Source organism: Gracilibacillus sp. YIM 98692, assembly GCF_010993965.1.
Classification (GTDB): domain Bacteria; phylum Bacillota; class Bacilli; order Bacillales; family Amphibacillaceae; genus Gracilibacillus.
On record NZ_WIXM01000003.1, the window covers coordinates 12,989 to 34,720 of the forward strand.

The 21,732-nt window shown below is 36.7% G+C and carries 21 protein-coding genes and 1 riboswitch; of the genes, 4 read left to right on the forward strand and 17 right to left on the reverse strand.

Going from position 1 to position 21,732, the window contains the following annotated elements:
* Positions 1–6: 6 nt before the first annotated feature.
* The 10 genes from GHD00_RS04555 to GHD00_RS04600 form a co-directional block, all read right to left on the reverse strand.
* Positions 7–1,080: a homoserine dehydrogenase gene (locus GHD00_RS04555; RefSeq protein ID WP_163536958.1), complete on the reverse strand. Its 1,074-nt coding sequence runs from the start codon at positions 1,078–1,080 to the stop codon at positions 7–9.
* 68 nt (positions 1,081–1,148) lie between these two features.
* Entirely contained in the window at positions 1,149–2,345 is a 1,197-nt protein-coding gene (locus GHD00_RS04560) for a cystathionine gamma-synthase family protein (RefSeq protein ID WP_163536960.1), read from the reverse strand.
* 42 nt (positions 2,346–2,387) lie between these two features.
* A complete protein-coding gene (locus tag GHD00_RS04565) occupies positions 2,388–3,596 on the reverse strand; it encodes a M24 family metallopeptidase (RefSeq protein WP_163536962.1) in 1,209 nt (402 codons plus the stop codon).
* Positions 3,597–3,991: 395 nt separating this feature from the next.
* The gene (locus GHD00_RS04570; RefSeq protein WP_163536964.1) at positions 3,992–5,674 is read right to left on the reverse strand and encodes a PucR family transcriptional regulator; all 1,683 of its coding nucleotides are present in this window, start codon (positions 5,672–5,674) and stop codon (positions 3,992–3,994) included.
* 835 nt (positions 5,675–6,509) lie between these two features.
* Positions 6,510–7,106: an NAD(P)H:quinone oxidoreductase gene (gene wrbA / locus GHD00_RS04575; protein ID WP_163536966.1), complete on the reverse strand. Its 597-nt coding sequence runs from the start codon at positions 7,104–7,106 to the stop codon at positions 6,510–6,512.
* Positions 7,107–7,203: 97 nt separating this feature from the next.
* Positions 7,204–8,178, reverse strand: a complete 975-nt coding sequence (locus GHD00_RS04580; RefSeq protein ID WP_163536968.1) for a DUF4362 domain-containing protein — start codon at positions 8,176–8,178, stop codon at positions 7,204–7,206.
* A 243-nt stretch (positions 8,179–8,421) separates the two neighbouring features.
* Positions 8,422–8,841, reverse strand: coding sequence for an arsenate reductase (thioredoxin) (gene arsC, locus GHD00_RS04585; protein ID WP_163536969.1), 420 nt, complete (start codon positions 8,839–8,841; stop codon positions 8,422–8,424).
* A 15-nt stretch (positions 8,842–8,856) separates the two neighbouring features.
* A complete protein-coding gene (locus GHD00_RS04590) occupies positions 8,857–10,155 on the reverse strand; it encodes an arsenic transporter (RefSeq protein WP_163536971.1) in 1,299 nt (432 codons plus the stop codon).
* 18 nt (positions 10,156–10,173) lie between these two features.
* Positions 10,174–10,521 (reverse strand): ArsR/SmtB family transcription factor, encoded by a 348-nt coding sequence (locus tag GHD00_RS04595; protein WP_163536973.1) that lies wholly within the window; start codon positions 10,519–10,521, stop codon positions 10,174–10,176.
* A gap of 98 nt (positions 10,522–10,619) precedes the next feature.
* A complete protein-coding gene (locus GHD00_RS04600) occupies positions 10,620–11,735 on the reverse strand; it encodes a metal ABC transporter solute-binding protein, Zn/Mn family (RefSeq protein ID WP_163536975.1) in 1,116 nt (371 codons plus the stop codon).
* Positions 11,736–11,965: 230 nt separating this feature from the next.
* Here GHD00_RS04600 and GHD00_RS04605 point away from each other — a divergent pair, with 230 nt between their 5' ends.
* Complete coding sequence (locus tag GHD00_RS04605) at positions 11,966–12,730, forward strand: FixH family protein (protein ID WP_163536977.1); 765 nt, start codon at positions 11,966–11,968, stop codon at positions 12,728–12,730.
* Positions 12,731–12,995: 265 nt separating this feature from the next.
* Here GHD00_RS04605 and GHD00_RS04610 read toward each other — a convergent pair whose 3' ends face one another.
* A complete protein-coding gene (locus GHD00_RS04610) occupies positions 12,996–13,319 on the reverse strand; it encodes a DUF4870 domain-containing protein (protein ID WP_163536978.1) in 324 nt (107 codons plus the stop codon).
* A 209-nt stretch (positions 13,320–13,528) separates the two neighbouring features.
* Here GHD00_RS04610 and GHD00_RS04615 point away from each other — a divergent pair, with 209 nt between their 5' ends.
* On the forward strand, positions 13,529–14,833 hold the full coding sequence (locus tag GHD00_RS04615) for a lysine N(6)-hydroxylase/L-ornithine N(5)-oxygenase family protein (protein WP_163536979.1): 1,305 nt from the start codon (positions 13,529–13,531) through the stop codon (positions 14,831–14,833).
* A gap of 4 nt (positions 14,834–14,837) precedes the next feature.
* Here GHD00_RS04615 and GHD00_RS04620 read toward each other — a convergent pair whose 3' ends face one another.
* Positions 14,838–15,341 carry a GNAT family N-acetyltransferase gene (locus tag GHD00_RS04620; RefSeq protein WP_240468593.1) on the reverse strand — a complete coding sequence of 168 codons (504 nt, stop codon included), beginning with the start codon at positions 15,339–15,341 and terminating at the stop codon, positions 14,838–14,840.
* 186 nt (positions 15,342–15,527) lie between these two features.
* Between GHD00_RS04620 and GHD00_RS04625 the strand changes: the two genes are divergently transcribed.
* Positions 15,528–15,803 carry a hypothetical protein gene (locus GHD00_RS04625; protein ID WP_163536981.1) on the forward strand — a complete coding sequence of 92 codons (276 nt, stop codon included), beginning with the start codon at positions 15,528–15,530 and terminating at the stop codon, positions 15,801–15,803.
* A gap of 65 nt (positions 15,804–15,868) precedes the next feature.
* Here GHD00_RS04625 and queE read toward each other — a convergent pair whose 3' ends face one another.
* Genes queE through queC form a run of 3 tightly spaced genes read right to left on the reverse strand, consistent with a single transcriptional unit; the run spans position 15,869 to position 17,728 of the window.
* Complete coding sequence (gene queE / locus GHD00_RS04630) at positions 15,869–16,597, reverse strand: 7-carboxy-7-deazaguanine synthase QueE (protein ID WP_205600704.1); 729 nt, start codon at positions 16,595–16,597, stop codon at positions 15,869–15,871.
* The gene (gene queD / locus GHD00_RS04635) at positions 16,590–17,057 is read right to left on the reverse strand and encodes a 6-carboxytetrahydropterin synthase QueD (protein WP_163536983.1); all 468 of its coding nucleotides are present in this window, start codon (positions 17,055–17,057) and stop codon (positions 16,590–16,592) included. The genes queE and queD overlap by 8 nt, the downstream gene beginning before the upstream one ends.
* A complete protein-coding gene (gene queC / locus GHD00_RS04640) occupies positions 17,057–17,728 on the reverse strand; it encodes a 7-cyano-7-deazaguanine synthase QueC (protein WP_163536984.1) in 672 nt (223 codons plus the stop codon). The genes queD and queC overlap by 1 nt, the downstream gene beginning before the upstream one ends.
* An 82-nt stretch (positions 17,729–17,810) precedes the next feature.
* Positions 17,811–17,855: riboswitch (PreQ1 riboswitch) on the reverse strand.
* 210 nt (positions 17,856–18,065) lie between these two features.
* Between queC and guaC the strand changes: the two genes are divergently transcribed.
* Positions 18,066–19,049, forward strand: a complete 984-nt coding sequence (guaC, locus tag GHD00_RS04645) for a GMP reductase (protein ID WP_163536985.1) — start codon at positions 18,066–18,068, stop codon at positions 19,047–19,049.
* Between the two features lie 24 nt (positions 19,050–19,073).
* On the opposite strand, the gene GHD00_RS04650 is transcribed toward guaC, so the two are convergent.
* Entirely contained in the window at positions 19,074–19,784 is a 711-nt protein-coding gene (locus tag GHD00_RS04650) for a DUF2306 domain-containing protein (protein WP_163536986.1), read from the reverse strand.
* 377 nt (positions 19,785–20,161) lie between these two features.
* Entirely contained in the window at positions 20,162–21,418 is a 1,257-nt protein-coding gene (gene cypC / locus GHD00_RS04655) for a CYP152 family fatty-acid peroxygenase CypC (protein ID WP_163536987.1), read from the reverse strand.
* Between the last annotated feature and the right edge of the window lie 314 nt (positions 21,419–21,732).

Genomic DNA, 21,732 nt, shown 5'->3' on the forward strand with positions numbered 1-21,732 from the left:
CCCCTATTAAAGTTTGGTTAGGGCGTTTTGTCTATGATAATGAATGATATCAATAAATAGTGAGTAACCTGTTTCGATTAACCCTGCACCTGCACCTGTTAACATAATTGGACCAGATAAATCACATTCGTAGACAATCGCATTTGTTGGACCATTAACACCAGCTAATGGATCGTTATCATCAACTAGCTCCGGCTTTACAGAAGCTTCGATCGAACCATCTTCCCTTTTGGTTAAACGCGAGAGCAGACGCCATTTTTGATTTTTATCTAATGCTTTTTTCACCATCTCTAAAGTTAAATCGCTAATTCCTTTACAATAAATATCTTCTGATGCTATATTTTCACCCATTAAATATTTCGCTAAAATCGCTGTCTTGTATCTCGCATCATAACCTTCTACATCACTAGTTGGATCGGCTTCTGCATAGCCAAGGCTTTGCGCTTTTTCCAAAGCTTCCTGATATGTCTTGCCTTTTTCCATTTCTGTAATCATATAGTTAGTCGTCCCATTTAGGATACCTTTTATTTCTGTTATTTCATTACCAGCTAGTGTCATAATAGGCAATCTGAGAGCTGGTGTACCGCTCATTACCGTCCCCTCAAATCCCCAGAAAACTCCATTTTTTTCTGCTAATGCTGATAATTCATCATAAGCTAAGGCAACAGGACCTTTATTGGTCGTCACTACACTCTTTTTATGTTCGAAAGCTGTTCGACAGTGCTCAATGGCTGGTTGACCTGTCTTCACATCGGTGAACGTTACCTCTACAATCATATCTGCGTTAGTCTTCTTGATTGTTTCCATACTATCCCAGCCTCTAACCAGCCCCTTTTGATCTGGATAAGCATCTAACCCTCCAGAATCTCTAACGGCAGATAACAACTCTTCAATGTTTAAGCCATCTGGATGATAAACGGATCCTTTCATAATATCAGAAACAGCGACAACCTCGGGCTCAAAACCATACGACGGCTTTTCACCTTTTTGTTGTTTTAAGAAAATCTCTGCCAATGCCTGCCCAACACCGCCGAACCCAACAAAAGCGACCTTCATAGTCAATCTCATCACCTCCAGCATTTTTAAAAAATAATGAGTGTCATTCGTTTTGGTTAAAAAGCATTCTTTTCATCAAATGTGTGCTTTATTTAATTAACAAATAGACTTTCTGGCAAGGATTGAAAAGCTTGCTCTAAATCATGAATTAAGTCATCCTTATCCTCAAGTCCTGCTGAATATCGAATTAACCCTTCTGGTATCCCCATTGCAGCTCTTTCTTCTGGTGTACATTCTACATGGCTTGTTGTGCGTGTAGGTCCTACAATGGTTTCAACAGAGCCAAGATGTGCTGCACGGTTCACATACTTTAGCTTTGGAAGCAGGTGTCTTAGTGTGTCCACTCCACCTTTTACGGAGAAACTTAACATGTTTCCAAACCCGTTCATTTGTTTCTTAGCAATTTCATGACCTGGATGGTCCTCTAACCCTGGATAAAATACCGATTCAACTGCATCAACTGATTTCAAATAGCGTGCAACTGTCATTGCATTTTCGCTTTGTTTTTCCATCCTTAATTGTAGTGTTTTCATCCCTCGTAATAATAAATAGGCTGACATTGGATCAAGCGTTGCCCCATTAATTTCTCTATAATGATAAATACTTTCAACTAATTTTTTAGATCCACAAACAGAGCCACCTAATGCATCTGCATGCCCGCCTAAAAATTTCGTAGCACTATGAATTACTAAGTCTGCTCCTAACTCAAGCGGATTTTGGTTAATCGGAGTAGCGAATGTGTTATCAACAATGACAATTGCCCCTGCTTTTTTTCCAGCTTTCGCCATTCGTTCAATATCTGTGATTTTTACCGTTGGGTTTGTCGGGCTTTCTAAATAAAGAACTTTACATCCTTTCGCTACCTCTTTTTCAATCGCTTCATGATCCCCCGTGTCACATAAAACCACTTCTACTTTTTGCTTTGGCAAAAATTCGGTAAATATTTTATTAGTCCCGCCATAGGTGTCTTTAATGGAAACAATTCGGTCACCAGGATATAACAGAGTTCCAAGTGTGTTACTAATCGCTGCCATTCCAGTGGAAAAGCTAGTAGCTGCTTCAGCTCCTTCTAAAATTCTAATTTTTTCTTCAAATGCATCAACTGTTGGATTGGTATTACGACCATAAATATGCCCTTCTTTATTACCGATTGCCACTTCATACCATTCGTCCATATCATCATAGTTATAAGATACACTGTGTACAACTGGAACTTGAGTGGCTCCGAAAGCTAGTGAATCTTTTTCCCCTGCCCATATCGCTTTTGTACCCATTTTTACATTTTTCATGCTAAGCCCTCCTCATCTATGTCAATCTAATAATCTTTATAACTAGCTGATGATTCCGCCATGTTCTTGAAACGGAAAGGGATCTTGCACAATTAGATCTCTTGGGATTTTGGTGAACGTTTCACCGCCATATTTTGTTACTCGAAATGATTCACTGATCTCAATTCCATAGGCATCAAACCACAAGGCAGGAATAAGGTGAAAAGTCATGTTTGGTTGTAAAACGGTTGAATCCTCTGCTCGAATGCTTGCAGTATGCTCTCCCCAATCTGGCGGGTAACCTAAACCTACGGAATATCCTAGTCTTGCCTCTTTTTCAATCCCATATTTTTTGAGACAGTTATACCAATACCTCTCTAGTTCTCCACAAGTAATTCCAGGCCTTACCGCATCTAAAACGGTATTCAAACCTTCTACTACAATCGGAGCAATTTTCTGCAGCTGCTTTGAAGGTTCACCTATCGATACCGTTCTAGCTACTGGCACATGATACCTCTTGTAACAGCCTGCTAGTTCGATGACAACAGACTCTCCTTCTTTAAATCTTCTCTCCGACCATGTTAGATGTGGTGCACCAGTATTATCTCCAGACGGAAGCAATGGAACAATAGATGGATAATCCCCTCCATAATCATCCGTACCTGAAATCATTTGGTGATATATCGCTGCTGCTGCATCACATTCTCTGTTTCCTACCCGTACATTTTCAACTCCTTTATACATTGCTTGATCAGCAATTTCCGCTGCCCGCTTCATATATTCAATTTCTTGCTCTGATTTGATAATCCTTACATAGTTCACTAATAAATCCGCATTTTTAAATGTAGCATTCGGAAGTCCGTGCTTTAACCTTTCATAAGCTTTAGCTGTGAAATAATAGTTATCCATCTCAACGCCAATTTTTCTATTTCCTTGCCCTATCTGTTTTAAAATTTCTGCAATGAAATCCATTGGGTGGTAAATCGATGATTGGACATAATAATCTGGGAATGGAATAATATTTTCGTTGTAAATCCATGTGGTAATTTTCGCGCCATTTGCATCTTGATAACGACCAATCCAAATTGGCTGTGGCTCATCAATGATGATAATTAACATTTGGTGAACATAGAATGACCAAGCATCATAGCCTGATAAATAATTCATATTAGCGGGGTCTGTAACTAGCAACACTTCAATGCCGTTTTCGGCCATCCTCTGTTTCGTCTTCGTTAAACGTTTTTGATATTCTAAAATATCAAAGGCTAACATCGGATCCCCCCTCCCCCTAACAAATATTCCTTATAGAGGATGTTCAAAAAGTCCGGGAAATATCACTTGAACTTCTTCGTTGGCTTACTTCTTAAGTTCCTCATGCATCTATAAGCATACATTCCAGTACTCGAAGCGCGCCCTTGAATTTCTTTGCGCTTTTTATCCTCCTTTTTGAACATTCACTTATAAAGTTTTATTTCTTACTTTTATCTTATTAAACAGCGGTTTGAAATGTAATGTTCAGATTGTATGAAGTTTTTCCTTTTCTGTCATACAACATGAATAAAGGCACAAACGCCCGTACATTCAGGCATACAGGGTAATTTTTTACACAAATCATGTGTACTTTCATATAAAAAAATGCCCTATTATATAACAGGGCATTGAACCTATCATTTTATTTTATTCAACATCCATAGACGGACACTTAACTCTAATAAAAAAGAATCATCAGCATCAATTAAGGATAAATGCGTCAGAGACTCTATTTTTCGTAGCCGATGCAATAACGATTGACGATGTAAATTTAATTCCCTTGCTGTTTGGCTGACATTTCCTTTGTATTTATTGTACGTCATGAAAGTAAAAATAAGATCGGTCTGTCTCTTTTTATCGTATTCTAACAATGGTTTCAATGTATCTTTTATAATCTCATGAATATTCTCTTCTTGAGATATTGCCATTAATAGCCGGTTAATTCTTGTATCACTATAAAAGGTTCTATTGCCAGGACCATTATGCTGCAGTCCGATTTCTAGAGCCGTCCTTGCTTCTTCATAGCTGTCATAAAAAGGATACGAACTTTCTTTTTGAAGTGCAATTCCCCAGGAGATATCAATATCAGCAAGTAACTGGCTTAACCGTCGTTCAATCGTATCTAAAAATTGGTTCGCTACATCATGATAGAAACGATCCTCTACTTGCAGATAAAGAATGACTTCCCCTTTTTCAAAGGTAGTCATCGTTTTTCGTTCAAAAAGTCTACCTGCGTAAGTAATTTCCTTTTGAATATAATAATTCAAGCTTCTTAACGATGAATGATAAGGGTTATCTAAAGTATCATGCTTATCTGATCCTAAATCTTTATCTCTAATATCTCCAACTATGCAAACATAAGGAAGATTTAAATCATATCCCAATAATTGAGCTTTAGTTAATAATTGATGATCGACTCTCATTTTATTTTTAGCAAGGTTTAAAACAAAATTATCCTTAAGCCGTATCTCAGTTAACTCAATGGCATTCTCTTTTACAAAGTATAACGCACATGCCGTCAATGCATGTTCTAACACATTCATCACAAACCAAGTCAGTTCTTTATTATCTCGCGGCTGAAATACAATATATCCTTGCACTTTATGGTTGTTGAGGATTTTCAGCTGGAAAAAACGATCTTTATAGAATTTGTATTCCTTCATATGGTAATACAACGGATGCTCTTGAAATTTCATTTCAGATAGTGGTATCGGTTGTAAGTGACTTTCTTGGACTTCAAGACTATAACTTTCTAAAATATCTTTGTTAAAAAACTTAAATGCTCTCAATCTCTTTTCAGAATCTGTGATGGCAACAGGAATTTTAATATGTTTATATAAAGTGTGTGCAATATCTTCTAGTCCTTTATCCTGCAGCACACAATTAATTAATTCTTGTCTGGCATCTTCTACTTTATTACGTTCCTTTTGTTTTACTTCTGTAATTTTATCCATCACAGATTGCCAAATATCCGTAAAACGAATTTCCCAAGGAACATCAATGATAATTAAATCATTTTCATCAGCCTTTTTCAAAATTCGATCAGGGATATCATAAACATATCGTCCTGTGGCAAAACCTAAAACAGATGCTCCTGCTTGAATCACATCTTTAACAAAAGATTCCAATAAGTCTGGATTATCTTCGCATCCTATACCGGTACTTAAAACAAATTCATTCTTTCTGACAAAGTTTTCAACAGGAAGCTCCATAACCGAAACCCATTCAATCGTTTTTTGCTCTAGTAAATGCTTTCCTGCCTTCACTTCACAAGCTTTCATCACCGGCAATTGCATAATAGTACTTACCATCAAACCCATACCACTCACCTCATTTTGCTACAAAAGTTCATGATCATATAAACATAAGGGGCTTTACATAACGCAGCATTTTTTTATACTATCAGAAAGTATAAATTATTATGGATGATAGTATAAGTAAAACTAAGGCTTTCGCCATTAACACTTGTCGATAAGCCAAGTTTTTCTGTATGAAAAAAGCGATTAAAAGGAGAATTTCGTGATAATCGAGTTTGCAACATTTAAAGGATTTCTGTCGTTATGAGTTTTCAATTAAAAGAGGGAATAAAGAAGCAAATAATTTTCCAGTTATATCATTTTTACGCTTAAACACAGTACAATATGCCTTTTCATTCGTTATGCAGCTCAGCTTTTAAAGTCTGGTAAATATCCTTCTTCACTTGTAAAAAGTCAGATGTTAACAACAAAGATTCTTCACGCGGCCGCTTAAAAGGAATCGTGAATTCATTGACAACATGAGCAGGATATAACTAATAGAATCTTTTCTGCCCTCTGTCTAATAAAACTTTCCCTTTTTTTGGTTGATACAAACCTCTAATTTAGATGAAAAATGGTACTTTATCCACTGCCTAATGGATCTAGAAGGGAAACAAATTTACCTTCCTGTATACCTACTGTTATCACAAAAGGAACTGTGGGTGAGCTGGGGCAATTATCAGCACCATATCACGTTCACTGTTCAACTGACGTTAATAGGGGTTGTATTTTCCATGTAATGAAAAACTTGACTATCGGCCAAGCCTTATGGCGCAGTGCGGTAGCCTAGTTGCACTTATCTATATTCTTACCTATACGGTAAAAAAAGGACCTTCCGATTGAAGATCCTTTTTGGCGTTTAACCATGTATTTTGTTGGCTATTTCTACGACACGCTTGGCTTGATGTTTAACTGACCCTTCAACATCTTCTACCATATTGCCTTCTTGATTTTGCGTAACACTTGTGCCATAAGGGTTTCCACCAGAAGTAAAGATAGCATCATCTGTATATCCAGGTGCTACTACAATTGCCCCCCAGTGCATCATCGAGGTATATAAGCTTAAAATGGTTTGCTCTTGACCACCATTCGCATTTGTGGCAGATGACATGGCAGTTACTACTTTATTTACTGTCTTACCACTCATCCAAAGCCCGCCTTGTGAATCAATATATTGCTTCATTTGAGATGGTACATTTCCAAAACGAGTCGGTATACTAAAAATAATCGCATTAGCCCATTCAATATCATCAGATGTTGCTTCTGGAATGTGTTTCGTATCCTCTAAATGCTTTTCCCATGCTTGATTTGAAGCAACTGCTTCTTTAGGTGCTGTTTCCGCTGCTCTGACTAATCTCACCTCTGCTCCAGCATCTTTTGCAGCATCTGCTGCCCAATTAGCTAGTTGATAATTCGTTCCCGTTGAACTATAGTAAATAACCGCTACATTGACCATGATTCAGACTCCTTTTTCAGCAATTTTGTTACATCTCTAATCATTGCCCTTTTTTGGTTATTTTTATACGTCAACAGGAACTTAACCAATCAACATATTAGGATGAAACGTCGATATACGTATTATAGCGAATCAAGTTTCCATCTTGGTAATAGTCAAACTCAATATCTGCTTTATCCCCTTCTAGTATTAGTTGTCCATCTGGTGCCATTAATGACATGGTTATCACCGATTGATAATTCGCTTCTCTTATTTTAGTGATAAGATCGTTTATTGTTTCTTTATCCTTCGATTCTTCTAATACTTCACCATCAATCACTATTTTCCATCCTTGATAATCCTGATCCGGTATGAATATATCAGAAGGGGTTGATGCTTGGAAAATTGGTAACGAACCTCCTTCATTTTGACATTCCGTCCATTGAAATTGTAAGGATTGATCCTCTGTTAAATAATATTCCATATGATCACAAGAAACTTGTCGCACATTTTCTGCAGTGCCATAGTTATCTTGGCGTGCGTCTACATAAATCTGATAAGCCCCCTCCCCATTATATTGGATATTATAAAAAATGGGATCTCCTTCCGTTGTATATCGTACTACTCTTAATTGTGTTTCTTCTTCCTTCTCTACCTTTTGCATAAATGATTCAAAGAAGATAGTATTTTGAATGCCACCATGCTCATCGATAACATCAAAATCTTCATCAAGTTTGCGAGAAATGTCTTGAGCACTGCTTTGACCAGGATAAGATTCTGCCACTGCTCCATGCTTTACTGAAATCCTTTCTTTTTTAGTAAGCGATTTTCGCAAATTGTCATCTATTTCATCCAAGCTAAAATACACGGCATTGCCTGCTTTTTGATTCATTTCTTCTGGTTCTAAATCTGAAAAACTCTCCTTCAACCGATTTTCAGTTATTAAAACTCGATTCTCATCGATTTCCTCCACAAATCCAACCATATAGTTTGCTGATGGGTCATCATTACTAGCTCCACTATGTTTTTCATTATTCCCTGTACCACATGCTACAAGTAAAAATAACATGAACAGACTTACATAATATTTCACTTTAATCCAACCCCTTATTTGTTATTTTGATTTATTTGTCGCTCCATCATGAAAAAAGTTACCAATAAAGAAAACTCGGCGAGTGCCGAGCCTTTAGGCGACAGCAGAGCCGTAGTTGCACTTATACTTCGCACCTTAAAATTTTTGCTACGTCGAGTAACTTCCCTGCTAAAATTTTATACTTTCCTAAGAGTATAAAAAACAGAAGACAGCTACTTTCAAAAGTAACTGTCTTCCTAGTTATTACTCTCCTGTTTGTGCAAAATGTTTAATTCTCTCTCCGATTTTATCACGCACACGCTGGAACACACTCCATTTTTCTTCGTCTGTTCCTTCTGCTTTTGCAGGATCATCAAATCCCCAATGTTCATTTCGAACGGTTGGCGGTATTACTGGACATTTATCTCTAGCATCACCGCACAATGTAACGACCATATCGGCGTTATTTAAAATCTCTGTGTCAATTTTATCTGATGTTTGATTAGAGATATCAATATCTATTTCATTCATGGCTTTGACTGCATTTTGGTTTAAACCATGCGTTTCTATTCCAGCACTGTAAACATTCCAATCTTCACCTAGATGATGTTTTGCCCACCCTTCAGCCATTTGACTTCGGCAAGAGTTTCCGGTGCATAAAAAGTAGATAGTTTTTTTCGTCATTTTTTGTTCTCTCCTTTAATAATAAAGTAACAAGCTGATAAACAAGCCGACAAGTGTGATAAATAAAATAGGAATGGTGAGAATAATACCTGTTTTAAAATATGTTCCCCATGAAATTTTAACTCCTTTTTGTGCTAAGACATGGAGCCACAACAAGGTAGCCAATGAACCAATTGGTGTGATTTTCGGACCTAAGTCAGACCCGATCACATTAGCATAAATCAATGCTTCTCTTACCACTCCTGATGTATTTGTTTCGGCAATGGCTAATGCATCTATCATCACAGTTGGCATGTTATTCATAATGGAAGATAAAATGGCGGCAATAAAGCCCATAAATATTGTTGCTGCAAATAAACCTTGATCTGCACTCCATTGAATCAATTGAGCTAATACTGTCGTTAATCCTGCGTTTTTTAAACCATAAACAACTACGTACATCCCAATAGAGAAGAAGACAATCTCCCAAGGAGCTCCTTTCACAACAGATGTCGTGTTAACCACTGCACTATTTCTAGCCATGATTAAGAAAAAGATCGCAACAATACCTGCGATAATGGAAACAGGAACAGCTATAAATTCACTAGCAAAATATCCTATTAATAAAATAGCCAGTACATACCATGATAAATGAAACATTTTAAGATCTTTTATCGCTTCAGCTGGATTTTTCAACTGGGATAAATCATAAGTTTTCGGGATATTTTTTCTAAAGTACAAATAAAGCACAATGATAGTAGCTATGATAGAAAATAAGTTTGGAATAATCATTCTAGAAGCATACTCTACAAAGCCAATTTCAAAAAAGTCAGCAGATACAATGTTCACTAAGTTACTCACAACAAAAGGTAATGAAGTCGTGTCCGCAATAAACCCGCTAGCCATAATAAACGGGAACACCATTTTCTCTTCAAAACGGAGATTTCTTACCATTGCTAAAACGATGGGCGTTAGAATGAGAGCTGCTCCATCATTAGCGAAAAAGGCAGCAACTAGTGCTCCAAGTAAACTGATATACACAAACATTTTAATCCCATTGCCTTTGGCTATTCTTGCCATATGTAATGCGGCCCATTCAAAAAATCCAATTTCATCTAAAATTAAAGAAATTAGAATAATCGCAACAAATGCTAAGGTAGCATTCCAAACAATTCCGGTAACTTCCCATACATCACTAAAGCCTACTACACCTACAAGAAGAGCTATGACAGCTCCACCACAAGCTGACCAGCCAATAGATAGGTCTTTTGGCTGCCAGATAACCAATATTAACGTAACTAAAAAAATGAGTACTGCTAAAATCGATTCAAGCAACATAATTCCCCCCGCAATTTAACAACACGTGATTCTTGTTCCTTTTTTCTCTAGTTCTTTTAATTTTTCTTCTTGACTAGGTAAATTTTCTAAGATAGAAGTAACGAACGGATACCATTCACTATCGTTATTTAATGAATAAAAAATCCATTGACTCCGGCGTTCTTCTCGAATCAGTCCTGCGTCTCGTAATTTACGAAGATGTTGGCTGATAGATGGTTGACTCATTTGAAAGATCTCCACAAATTCGCATACACAACATGTCTGATTTTCCAACAACTTTACCATCGTTAACCTAGTTTTATCACCAAGCAGTTTTAATATGACAGCCGCTTTTTGCATATCAGGAACAGTCTGTACAGACATAAAATATCCCCCTCTCAATATCCATGTATAACTATATAACAATTTACTTATATAATCAACAAAAAAACACTAGCTTTGCTTAGCTAGTGTTTTTAAGATTAATAATCTAATGCTTCTACTAATACGTCTAGGTTTCGTTCCATTAAACTAAAGTAGTCTTCTTCATTATCGATATCTTCTTCGGTTAATACGGATAGGTTATGCAATTCTAATGATTCCACATTCGTCTCTTGTTGGATTACTTGCGCTACTTTTGGCTCCACATTTTGCTCAAATAGTAGATATTGGATACCATGTTCTTTCACATGACCTAACAATCTCTCTAATTGTTTTTGAGATGGTTCATCTGATGGGGATAAACCGGAAATAGCTAGCTGCTGTATACCATAGCTTTGCTCCCAGTAGCCATAAGCCGCATGTGTTACCAAAATCTCGTGATTCGGAGCTTGTTCTAACTGTTCATGGAAAGCATCATCTAAAGCAATGAATCTTTCTTCTAATTCATGAAAATTAGATTCAAAGAATTCTTCCTGTTCAGGATATTGTTCAATCAATGCATCTTTTATATTTTCTGCTAAGGTAATCGCACGAATTGGATCTAACCATAAGTGTGGGTCTACATCGCCATGTTGATGACCATCATGATCTGCATCCTCTTCATGTGACTCTGTTGATTCATCTTCATGATCATCATGCTCGTGTTCGCTACCCTCATGTTCGTGTTCATCATGAGCTTCTTCTTCATGCGCGTGATCCTCTTCATGTTCATGAGGATCTTCGTCATGAGAGTGACTCTCTTCTTCAGAATCGACGTGATCATGCACATGCTCCTCTAACGATACTCCTTCAGACGCTTCTATCATCAATACCTCTTCGTTTTCCAGAGCTGATTGAATATCTTCTGCGTATGCTTCCATGTTCGCTCCATTGTATAAAAATATATCTGCTGAAGCGATGTCTACCATTAATTTAGACGTTGGCTCAAAGTTATGCGGATCTGCACCAGCAGGAAGAATCGTAGTTACATCGACATAGTCCTGTCCAATTTCCTCTGCAAAAAACGCTAACGGATATAATGTAGCATAAACTTCGATTATTTCTTTCTCATCTTCTATCTCTTCTTGTTCTGATTGTGAGACAGATTCATTACTACAAGCTGCAAGTATAAAAGCCAAAATAACCATTAACGTCCCAAATTGCCATATTCGTTTCATCCCATTTCCCCCTATTTCATATATGTATATCTTTAAAACGTAATTATTACGTTTCGAAAACAAAAAGGTAAAGCGTAATAACTACGATTTATAGTATAGCCTATGATTGTTCTGATGTAAATAGTAATTGTTACGATTTATTTGTTTTTTTCACGATTTGTTCATTGCATTTCTACTATTATAGGATTATAGTATGAAAGGAATCATAAATATTGGGAGGTCACCACATAATGAAAATACATAGAATTTTGATTGTTTTTCTTCTTTTTTTAACAGCTTGTGGCAATAATGCACAACAACAAGATGAGCAAGAAGAATTAAAAGAGTTAACAGTAAACTTCCATGTTCCTGAAACGGCAGAAGCTGGTGAAAATGTCACTCTAGAAGCTAAAGTCACCTATGGAGAAGAACCCGTAACAGATGCTGAATATGTACAGTTTGAATATTGGCATGAAGATGATGAAGAGCACTCGACAACGGTAGAAGCACAGCATCAAGAAGGTGGTAACTACACTGCAGATATATCTTTTTCCAATAGCGGTACCTATGAAATATATGCACACACACAAGCAAGACAACTGCATACCATGCCAAAAAAATCGATTGTTATAGAAGGTGACGAAGAGAAATCAACAGATGAAGCACAACATTCTGACGAACATACCGAAGAGGAAGATCATCATCACCATCATGATCAAAGTTTATCGATCGATTTGGAACAAGCAAATGGATTTGTAAAAAGTGAAACAGCGAAATTTACCATCCATCTACAAATGGATCACGAACCATTAACGGATGCCAATGTTAGACTGGAACTGTTCACCGATGAAAGTGAAAAGCATATCTGGATTGATGCAGAAGAATTGGAGGATGGCACTTATGTTGGTTCACATGAATTTCAACAAGTAGCCACCTACACCTCAGTGATACATGTTACAAGCGATAATGGTTTACATGAGCATAAAGAATACGATATTCAGGTTAAAAATGAATAGATAATTGATTCCAAAGAGCTGGGGATTACCTTAGCTCTTATATATTATTTCCCACTAAAAATCTGTTAGTGTTTCAAGCGGAATTTCTACAAGTGCGTTCCTTGGCCACTTTTTCCGTACTACAACAAAGATGTAATATCAGCGGAGGAAATACACGTAGGTTTCGAAGTAACTGTTGTGTAATGAGCTTTACTAGAAAACGGCCGAACAAAAAAACAGCTCAATTATGGAAAGTTTCCAGAACTGAACTGCTTCATATCATTCACTATTTTATAAAGCGAATGACTAGTGGAATACGATAGTGTTCTCCGTTGTATGCTTTTACTAATGCAATAATAGTAAAAATAAAAGCTAAAATACCGACGATCGGCAGCAAAATAATTCCAATAAGTACTAAAATGAGAATACCACTGACAATCGAGTAAATTGTAAAAGATATGAAAAAGTTAAAATACTCCTTACCATGATAATCAATCAATTCAGATTCTTCCCTTTTCATTAACCAGATAATTAATGGTGCTAAAACTGGAAAGAAAAAGCTAAGTAAATACATTAACATCGCAAATAAGCGTTCATCCTTTTCCGCCATATTGCTCCCCCTTTCTTCCTCCAATTATTGTATCACATATTGTAACCATATTCAGATATTTGCCATTCTTTCCATATTTTTTAACAAACTCCAAACCTTAGATAATTTTGGTGGAACTGGTATATAATAAAGAGAGTCTTCCATCAGTGGAGGGCTTACGAACGATTGTTCACCGTGATAATAAAAAGTAAAAAAAATGAGGGTAAGCTATGTCACATCATTCTATTTATGACTTTATCGGAATCGGAATCGGTCCATATAATTTAGGTCTTGCAGCATTAACAGAAGAAAAAAGTGATTTAAAATCGATCTTATTTGACCAAAACGGCCAATTTGCATGGCATCCAGGAATGCTCATAAATGGTGCAGACTTACAGGTTCCTTTTTTAGCAGATCTGGTTACCTTTGCAAATCCAACAAGTAAATACTCCTTTCTAAACTATTTGCATGAGAAAAATCGCCTATATAAATTTTACTTTTTTCATAAACTAGAAATGCCTAGACAAGAATACGCAGCGTACTTAAAATGGGTTACGGATCAACTGACAAAGTGCCACTTCAAATCAGAAGTAATCGATTGTATAGATCACGGAGATCACTTTGAGGTAGTTGTCAATCACTGGGATCAACAAGTACATACTTCCTATTTTGCTAAACATGTAGTGTTTGGCACAGGCAGCACTCCGCTCATTCCATTTGAGGTAAATGATATCGATATAGAAGATGTTCATCATTCTAGTCAATATTTATATCTTAAAGACCGAACGGTGAAGTCTAGAAATATTAGTGTGATTGGATCTGGTCAAAGTGCATCCGAAATATTTTTTGACCTATTAAAGTTACAAGAAAATTATGACTATCATTTGAATTGGTACACAAGATCGCCAGGCTTTTTACAACTAGACCGATCTAAACTTGGACAAGAAGTATTTACACCAGATTATGTCGATTATTTTCATAACCTAGCATTTCAAGAGAGGTTAGAATCACTCGATCATTTAGGGCAATTACGAAAAGGGATAGATGGTGATACATTACACCGTATTCATGAACTGCTTTATCATCGCTCTGTTGAAAATAACCGAGTACCGGTGACGATTCAACCATTAACAGAAATTAATCAAGTCATACAATCAGGAGATCGCCTTCTAGTAGAAGGAGAACAATGGCAGAAGAAAGAAAAAATCGAATTTTATACAGATAAAGTCATCGTAGCAACTGGATACAAACCAAACATCCCGGATTGGTTTTATCAAAGATTTGAGGACAAAATCGATTGGGAAGATGATAAAAGATTTAAGGTGGATAAAAATTTCAAGCTATCCTTCAAGGATAAAAATCGTGCTCATCATTTTTACACTTCAACCAATTTAGAACACTCCCATGGGACAGGTGCGACTAATTTAGGATTAGCAGTAGACAGAAATATTCAAATCATTAATGAAATAGCGGGTAAAGAAGTATATAAAAAGCAGCGAAATACGATATTTACGCAATTTTTCCCAAATAAATAAACAATTAATAGAAATTGGCCGCATATAAATGAACCACTCTGCCATCGATTGTGATGACTTTATCTACTTTCATTCCTAACTTCCTCGCAATGTTAGCAGAAGCATAGTTACCTTCTTGAACGAGAGCTATCAGCCGATTACGATCTAAATATTGGATCGCAAACTGCTTTAATGCTTCTGCTATTTCTGTTGCATAACCGTTCCCCCAGTAAGAATGAGCAATCCAATAACCTATTTCTAACTCCTTTTTCCCATCTATCGTTTGCGGTACGAGCCCAGCATGTCCAATAGGCCTATGATCAGATTTACGAATCATAATTCTCAGACCAAACTCTTCCCCTAATTGATACATTTGAAAAATCCAATGGAGAAAGTCTTTCGCTTCTTTCCTCGATTTTGTGTGGCCATTCCCTATAAAATGCATCACTGCTGGATCTGATACAAGATGATATAAAAATGCAAAGTCATGTTGTTGATAAGGACGTAAAATAAGACGTCTTGTTTCCATCAAAAAAAACACCACCTTCTTATTATGAAACTCAATGCGCTTTCGTGCCAACTTTACCCGAATCGAGTCATCTTTTGTCTTTTTTGAGTGACTCCCCCTTTAAAATTGAAAAAATAACGAATTATATACCAAATAATTGAAACTTTTCTCTATTTTCATCCGTCATATATAAAAAAGGAGGAGTGGATGTTGGAGATGCTGCTCGTTTTAGGTGCACATTTTCTATTGATGGGAATGGTTGTGTTGTTAGTCAACATGATTGTTAGTTACTTTGTGTCCCATCCTTACATTTGGATTTTTGTCGTTGTCAGTATGATAGCAGGTTACGTCTATTTTAGTCCATACGGTACGTTCATTTTATCTGTTTTTGCCATTATATTTAATGGAATCATCTCGTTGTTAGGAATTGGATTAGTCAAATTAGGACTTTATGCAAAGCACAAGGCAGAAAAAGAGGCTTGAAACATTATGTTTCAAGCCTTTTTTGGCAAGTATTTTCTAACGGGGGAATATAAAAGCACTGTTAACTATACCCCTCTTTTATTCCCCCATACGAGTGTGTGTAGTTGTGGGAGAACTCGAACACGATTTAAGGTATTGGATGTGACTACTTGATCGATTAACCATTCATATTTCTCTAATAGTCTACTAGCTAATTGGTCAGGCTGCATTTCATCTAAATCGTCATTACCTACTTGTACATAGAATGGAATGTTTTGGTATCGTTGATGGATTTGTTCTGCATATTGTAAATCTGCATGATCAAATATCACGACTTTTAGGCTGGTATAAGATAACCGGTCACTAGATTTTAATTTTTCGATAATATCATCTAATACCATCCAATTTGTTTTCATTTTAGAGCTTGGCGGCTTCGGTGATATCGTTAAATCATCAATAGATACAAACCAATCCTGCCATCGGCTCCCTTGTGTTTCTAGTGCTACTTCTATATTTAATTCATGAAGATCGTCTACCAGTTCATCTAGATGTTTGAGAAGGGCTGGATTTCCTCCGGAGATGGTAACATGGTCAAATTGATCGCCGCCGATATCTTTCAACCTTCCTATAATTTCCTCACTGGTCAATTTTTCGATTTCATCTTTTGCACTTCCGTCCCATGTAAAGGCTGAGTCACACCATGCACAGCTATAATCGCAGCCTGCGGTTCTGACAAACATTGTCTTGCGCCCCACGACCATTCCTTCCCCTTGAATCGTTGGGCCGAATATCTCTAGTACCGGGAATTTATTCACCGTACATCCACTCCCGTCTAGCTTCTGCATAGCTTGTTGGCGTCTCATATAACTTTACAAACTCTACTCGGCACTTATTTGGATGTTTTTCTAGTGCTTGTTCCATTTTTTCAAAAATCCAAACGACCATATTTTCTGCTGTTGTATTCATTTTCGGTAATGTTTCATTTAAATAACGATGATCGAGATAAACTTCAATTTGTTCCTTCCAAATCTCTTTGATGTCCCCAAAATCTATCACAATTCCAATCTCATCCACAAATCCACTGATGCCAAATACAACTTTATAGGTATGGCCATGCAAGTTTTTACATTTTCCTTCATAGCAATGCAAGTGATGGGCAGCATCAAAAGTGAATTCTTTGCTTACCATTACTCGCTTTTGATGATATTTTAGTTGATCTCTTTTAATATCTTGATCTATTTTTTGTAATTCCTCTACGATACGAAACCCGAACATTAATGAGATCCCTCCTCCGTACGTTTCTCTAGGTATTGTTCTAAGCCGTTTTGACGGAGTTTACATGCTGGACATTCACCGCAACCATCTCCGCGAACACCGTTATAGCAAGTTAATGTATGTTCTCGTACATAGTCAAAGGCGTTCAGTTGGTCGGCAAGTTCCCAAGTTTCGGCTTTATCCAACCACATTAATGGTGTGTGTACAACGAATTCATCATCCATGGATAGATTTAGAGTCACGTTAAGAGATTTAATAAATACATCTCGGCAATCTGGATAGCCGCTAAAATCTGTTTCACAAACGCCTGTTATAATATGTTTGGCATCGATTTGTTTTGCTAGAATCGTAGCAAAGGACAAAAATAGAAGATTTCGCCCAGGAACAAATGTAGATGGTAATTCACCATCTTCCCCTTCTTTCACTTCTATATCATCTCTTGTTAAGGCATTTGGTGCTAGTTGGTTTAATAATGACATATCTAGAATATGATGCTTCACTCCTAAATCATTCGCAATCTCTTTTGCCACTCCAATTTCTTCTTGATGACGTTGGTTATAATCGAATGTCACTACTTCTACATGCTTATATTTTTTAAGGGCCCAGAACAGACATGTCGTACTATCCTGACCTCCACTAAAAACGACAACCGCTTTATCTTGTTTATCCATAAAAAAATTCTCCTTTCACACATTGAAAAGAGAGAAATTCACTCACCCCAAAACAAAAAATCATACCTAAGGCATTGGTATGATATCCTTAGTTTTTTATAGAGGGTGTAGCTAGAACCTCTCCTGCAAAGAACGCAGACTTTAATGAAATTTTGCACTTTCTGTAGTATAGCATATTCTATAGATTTGTAAATAATTATAGCATTTTGGTAAAAAATATAAGAAGGGTTCTGATTGAAATTTTATATTTGACATCATATACCATATGTATTATATTACTAAAGGCGAATAATGGGTTTAACTTTATAAATATCGTTCGCCTATAGGAGTGTTAACTATGGAAAATGTATTTGATTACGAAGATATTCAATTAATTCCCGCAAAATGTGTCGTGAACAGTCGATCTGAGTGCGATACTTCTGTCGTATTAGGTGAGCACCGTTTTCGCTTACCAGTAGTACCTGCGAATATGCAAACAATTATTGATGAGAATATTGCTAAATTTTTAGCCGAAAAAAATTATTTCTATATTATGCATCGTTTTGAACCAGAAACAAGAAAAACGTTTATTCAAGATATGCATTCCAAAAAATTAATCGCTTCCATTAGTGTTGGTGTAAAAGACGAAGAATACAGCTTTATAAAGGAATTAGCGGAAGCAAATCTTTTACCTGAATATATTACGATTGACATTGCACATGGTCATTCTGATGCAGTCATCAGCATGATTAAGCATATCAAACAGCATTTACCTAACAGTTTTGTTATTGCTGGAAATGTTGGAACACCCGAAGCTGTAAGAGAACTAGAAAATGCTGGAGCTGATGCAACAAAAGTAGGGATTGGTCCAGGTAAAGTTTGTATTACGAAAGTAAAAACAGGTTTCGGTACAGGTGGATGGCAGTTAGCTGCATTACGTTGGTGTGCAAAAGCTGCATCCAAACCTATTATTGCTGATGGCGGTATCCGTACACACGGTGATATTGCCAAGTCAATTCGCTTCGGGGCATCCATGGTGATGATTGGCTCTCTATTTGCAGGACATGAGGAATCGCCCGGTACCACAGTAGAAGAAGATGGAAAACTTTATAAAGAGTATTTCGGATCAGCTTCTGAATATCAAAAAGGTGAAAAGAAAAACGTTGAAGGAAAGAAAATGTACGTAGAATACAAAGGACCACTTCAAGACACACTGACTGAAATGGAACAAGACTTGCAGTCATCTATTTCTTATGCAGGCGGAAGAAAGCTGGATGCCATCCGTACAGTAGACTATGTAGTAGTGAAAAACTCTATTTTCAACGGAGATAAAGTATACTAAAAGTTTAAATGAAACGCTCAGTGACTACTGAGCGTTTTTTTGCTTCTTATCATCTTGGACAGGATTCATTTTTCTTCTATAATACACCGAAAACCCAACGATGACAGGAACGATCACAACTGCTGGAGCAAACCATAATAAAATGCTTACTGTCTCCACTTCTAACAATCTAGGAGCACCGAATACAACAAACGCAGTGACAGTAGCAATACAACAACTCAGCATTCCAATTAGATGCTCTATTAACCAATGTCCTTTTATTTTGGGTTTTTGCAACCAATAAGCTAATTGCGAACCTCCTAAAAATAGACCTACAATCGGAAAGTAAGTGAGCAATGCAACCTCTACTTGTATGCCATACCATAAAATGATGATCGAACAAACAAATAAGAGGATCGGCACTCCTAAATCCCATCCGTTACTATGTCTACTTTCCCGCTTCTTATAACGAAGCACTCTAATACCGTACCAAGCCGTTGCAGAACTTAATATCGCAATATATATTAAAAACCATGAAAAAGAGATTACATCTTGACCACTGTTTTGAAAAAAAATACGGTAAAACCCCATATAAAATGCGGATATAGCTACCATCGCCATTGCTCCTACATACGTCCAGCCAATTTTTCGATGAATAGAGCCTCCTTTTTTCACTACTACCGGAATCCAAAATATAAATAATGCGAGAAATCCTGCTATAATATGAGCTATTCTAAATACATCAAACCAAAACATCCTCCACTCCCCCATCTCCATGTACGATAATCTTTATATGTACATTCTAATTCTTTGGAATGATTTGTAAATAAGAACACTCATTTTTTAATAAATTTTTACATTAAATTAGTCTTATTTGTTCGATTAGAAAATACATAAAGAAAACTCGGCGATTGCCGAGCTTTTGACGACAGCAGAGCCGTAGCTGCGCTTATCTATCTACTTCAAATTGGCCTTCTCATCGAATTACTTCCTTGCTGACAATTTACTTTCCTGACGTGTAAAGACAATCCGGGTAAAACCTGCCCGGTTCTTACATGAACAAATTCTCATCAGAACAAAATGCAACATAGTGAAAAGTCTCATAAATAAAGCTGTAAAAAATAATAAATTTTTTACAGTTTTTCATTCTTTTGAAGCTTCATCACAAATCCGCTTGTTGGTAATGTTGGAATTTCATTCAGTTTATAACGAAGATCTTGTTTTGGTATATCATATTTTATATCGTGTAATAAAAAGGATAAGCTTGCCTTTATTACCTCAACTGTTATCCCTTCTCCTGGGCAACGATGGCCTTTTTCTACATCACCACCGCCTTGCGGCATAAAATGATAAGCATTTTTCGGCATGTGATCAAACCGTTCTGGATAAAACTTTTTCGGTTGTTCCCATAGATTTGTATCATGATTTGTTCCATACAAATCAAGTAATACAAGCATCCCCTTTGAAAACTTGCAATCATTCCAAATAAATGGCCTATTTACTCTTGCTCCAACAAAAGGAGCAAATGGATAATAGCGCCGTACTTCTTGGGAAAAGTTTTCTAAATCTTTTTCACTGCCGTGACGAAGTTTTTCTATATAGTGAGGATGCTCATATAATGCTAATGCAGCAAAGGTGATAAAAGTAGAGATAGCAACAATAGGGCGCAGAACATTGATTAATTCAATCGCAGCCATATTTAAATCAAACGGATTTCCATTTAATTGCTGATGAAATGCCATTTGATGCGTAGCTGATTCTTTTGGTACTTGCAAACGTCCTTTTCTAACATCTCGAATAATATCTTTTATCCATGCTTCTGCTCTTTTTCTAGCTTTTCTCCCTCTCCAATGTATCGGGCCTACGGTACCAAAAGCATATACCATGTCCGTAAAATCCTTCGCTCTCATTGGCAACTCTTTTTGCTTTAACGGTACCCCAGCCCATTCACAAGCAGCCTCACACAACACTTTTCTTGCTTCTTCAAATAAAATAACCTTTCCGCCATTTGTACGCTCGCTGAGAAATTGTCTCCATTTATGTAATGTAAGCTCAGCAATCTGCTTTTGATGTGTTGGTGTCATTAAAGCATTAAATAATACTTTTCGGTGCCTATGTACTTGTCCATCCATCGATTGAATGGCCCCCACTCCAAATAATGTTTTTTGTACACGCTTTGGTGCTGCACCTTGACGTTTGAATTTTTCAGAATCATAAAAGATTCTTGCAGCCTCGGCACCACTCATGCAAATAACTTTCTGTCCAAATAAGCGTGTTTCCACTATATTTGATTGAAAATAATCCAAACGATTTTGGATAAAGAGATACCCTTCTTGCATGATCGCAAGAGTATGATCTAAACCTCTTTCCTTTGGCGCACTTGTATTCATTTACACATCCACCTCCATCTTTCCATCAACATTAGTATGAACACAAGTTTAAATGCTATTACATTTTTGATAACATCGTTGTGAGAACAGCCTTGTGAACAGTTTTCACCCCAATGCTTCTGTTAAAAAACGGGCATAACTCATCCGATCCCATCTGCTTTACTCAAAACTAATTCGCAATAGAACCAAACTGTGCAATAGTGAAATGTAAATGGAGTGCGACTATATCTCCCTCATTTTGGTTACTGCTATTATGACGCTCCAACAACATACTTCGCTGGTAGTAATTACCTGATGTTTAAAAGGAGAAAGCT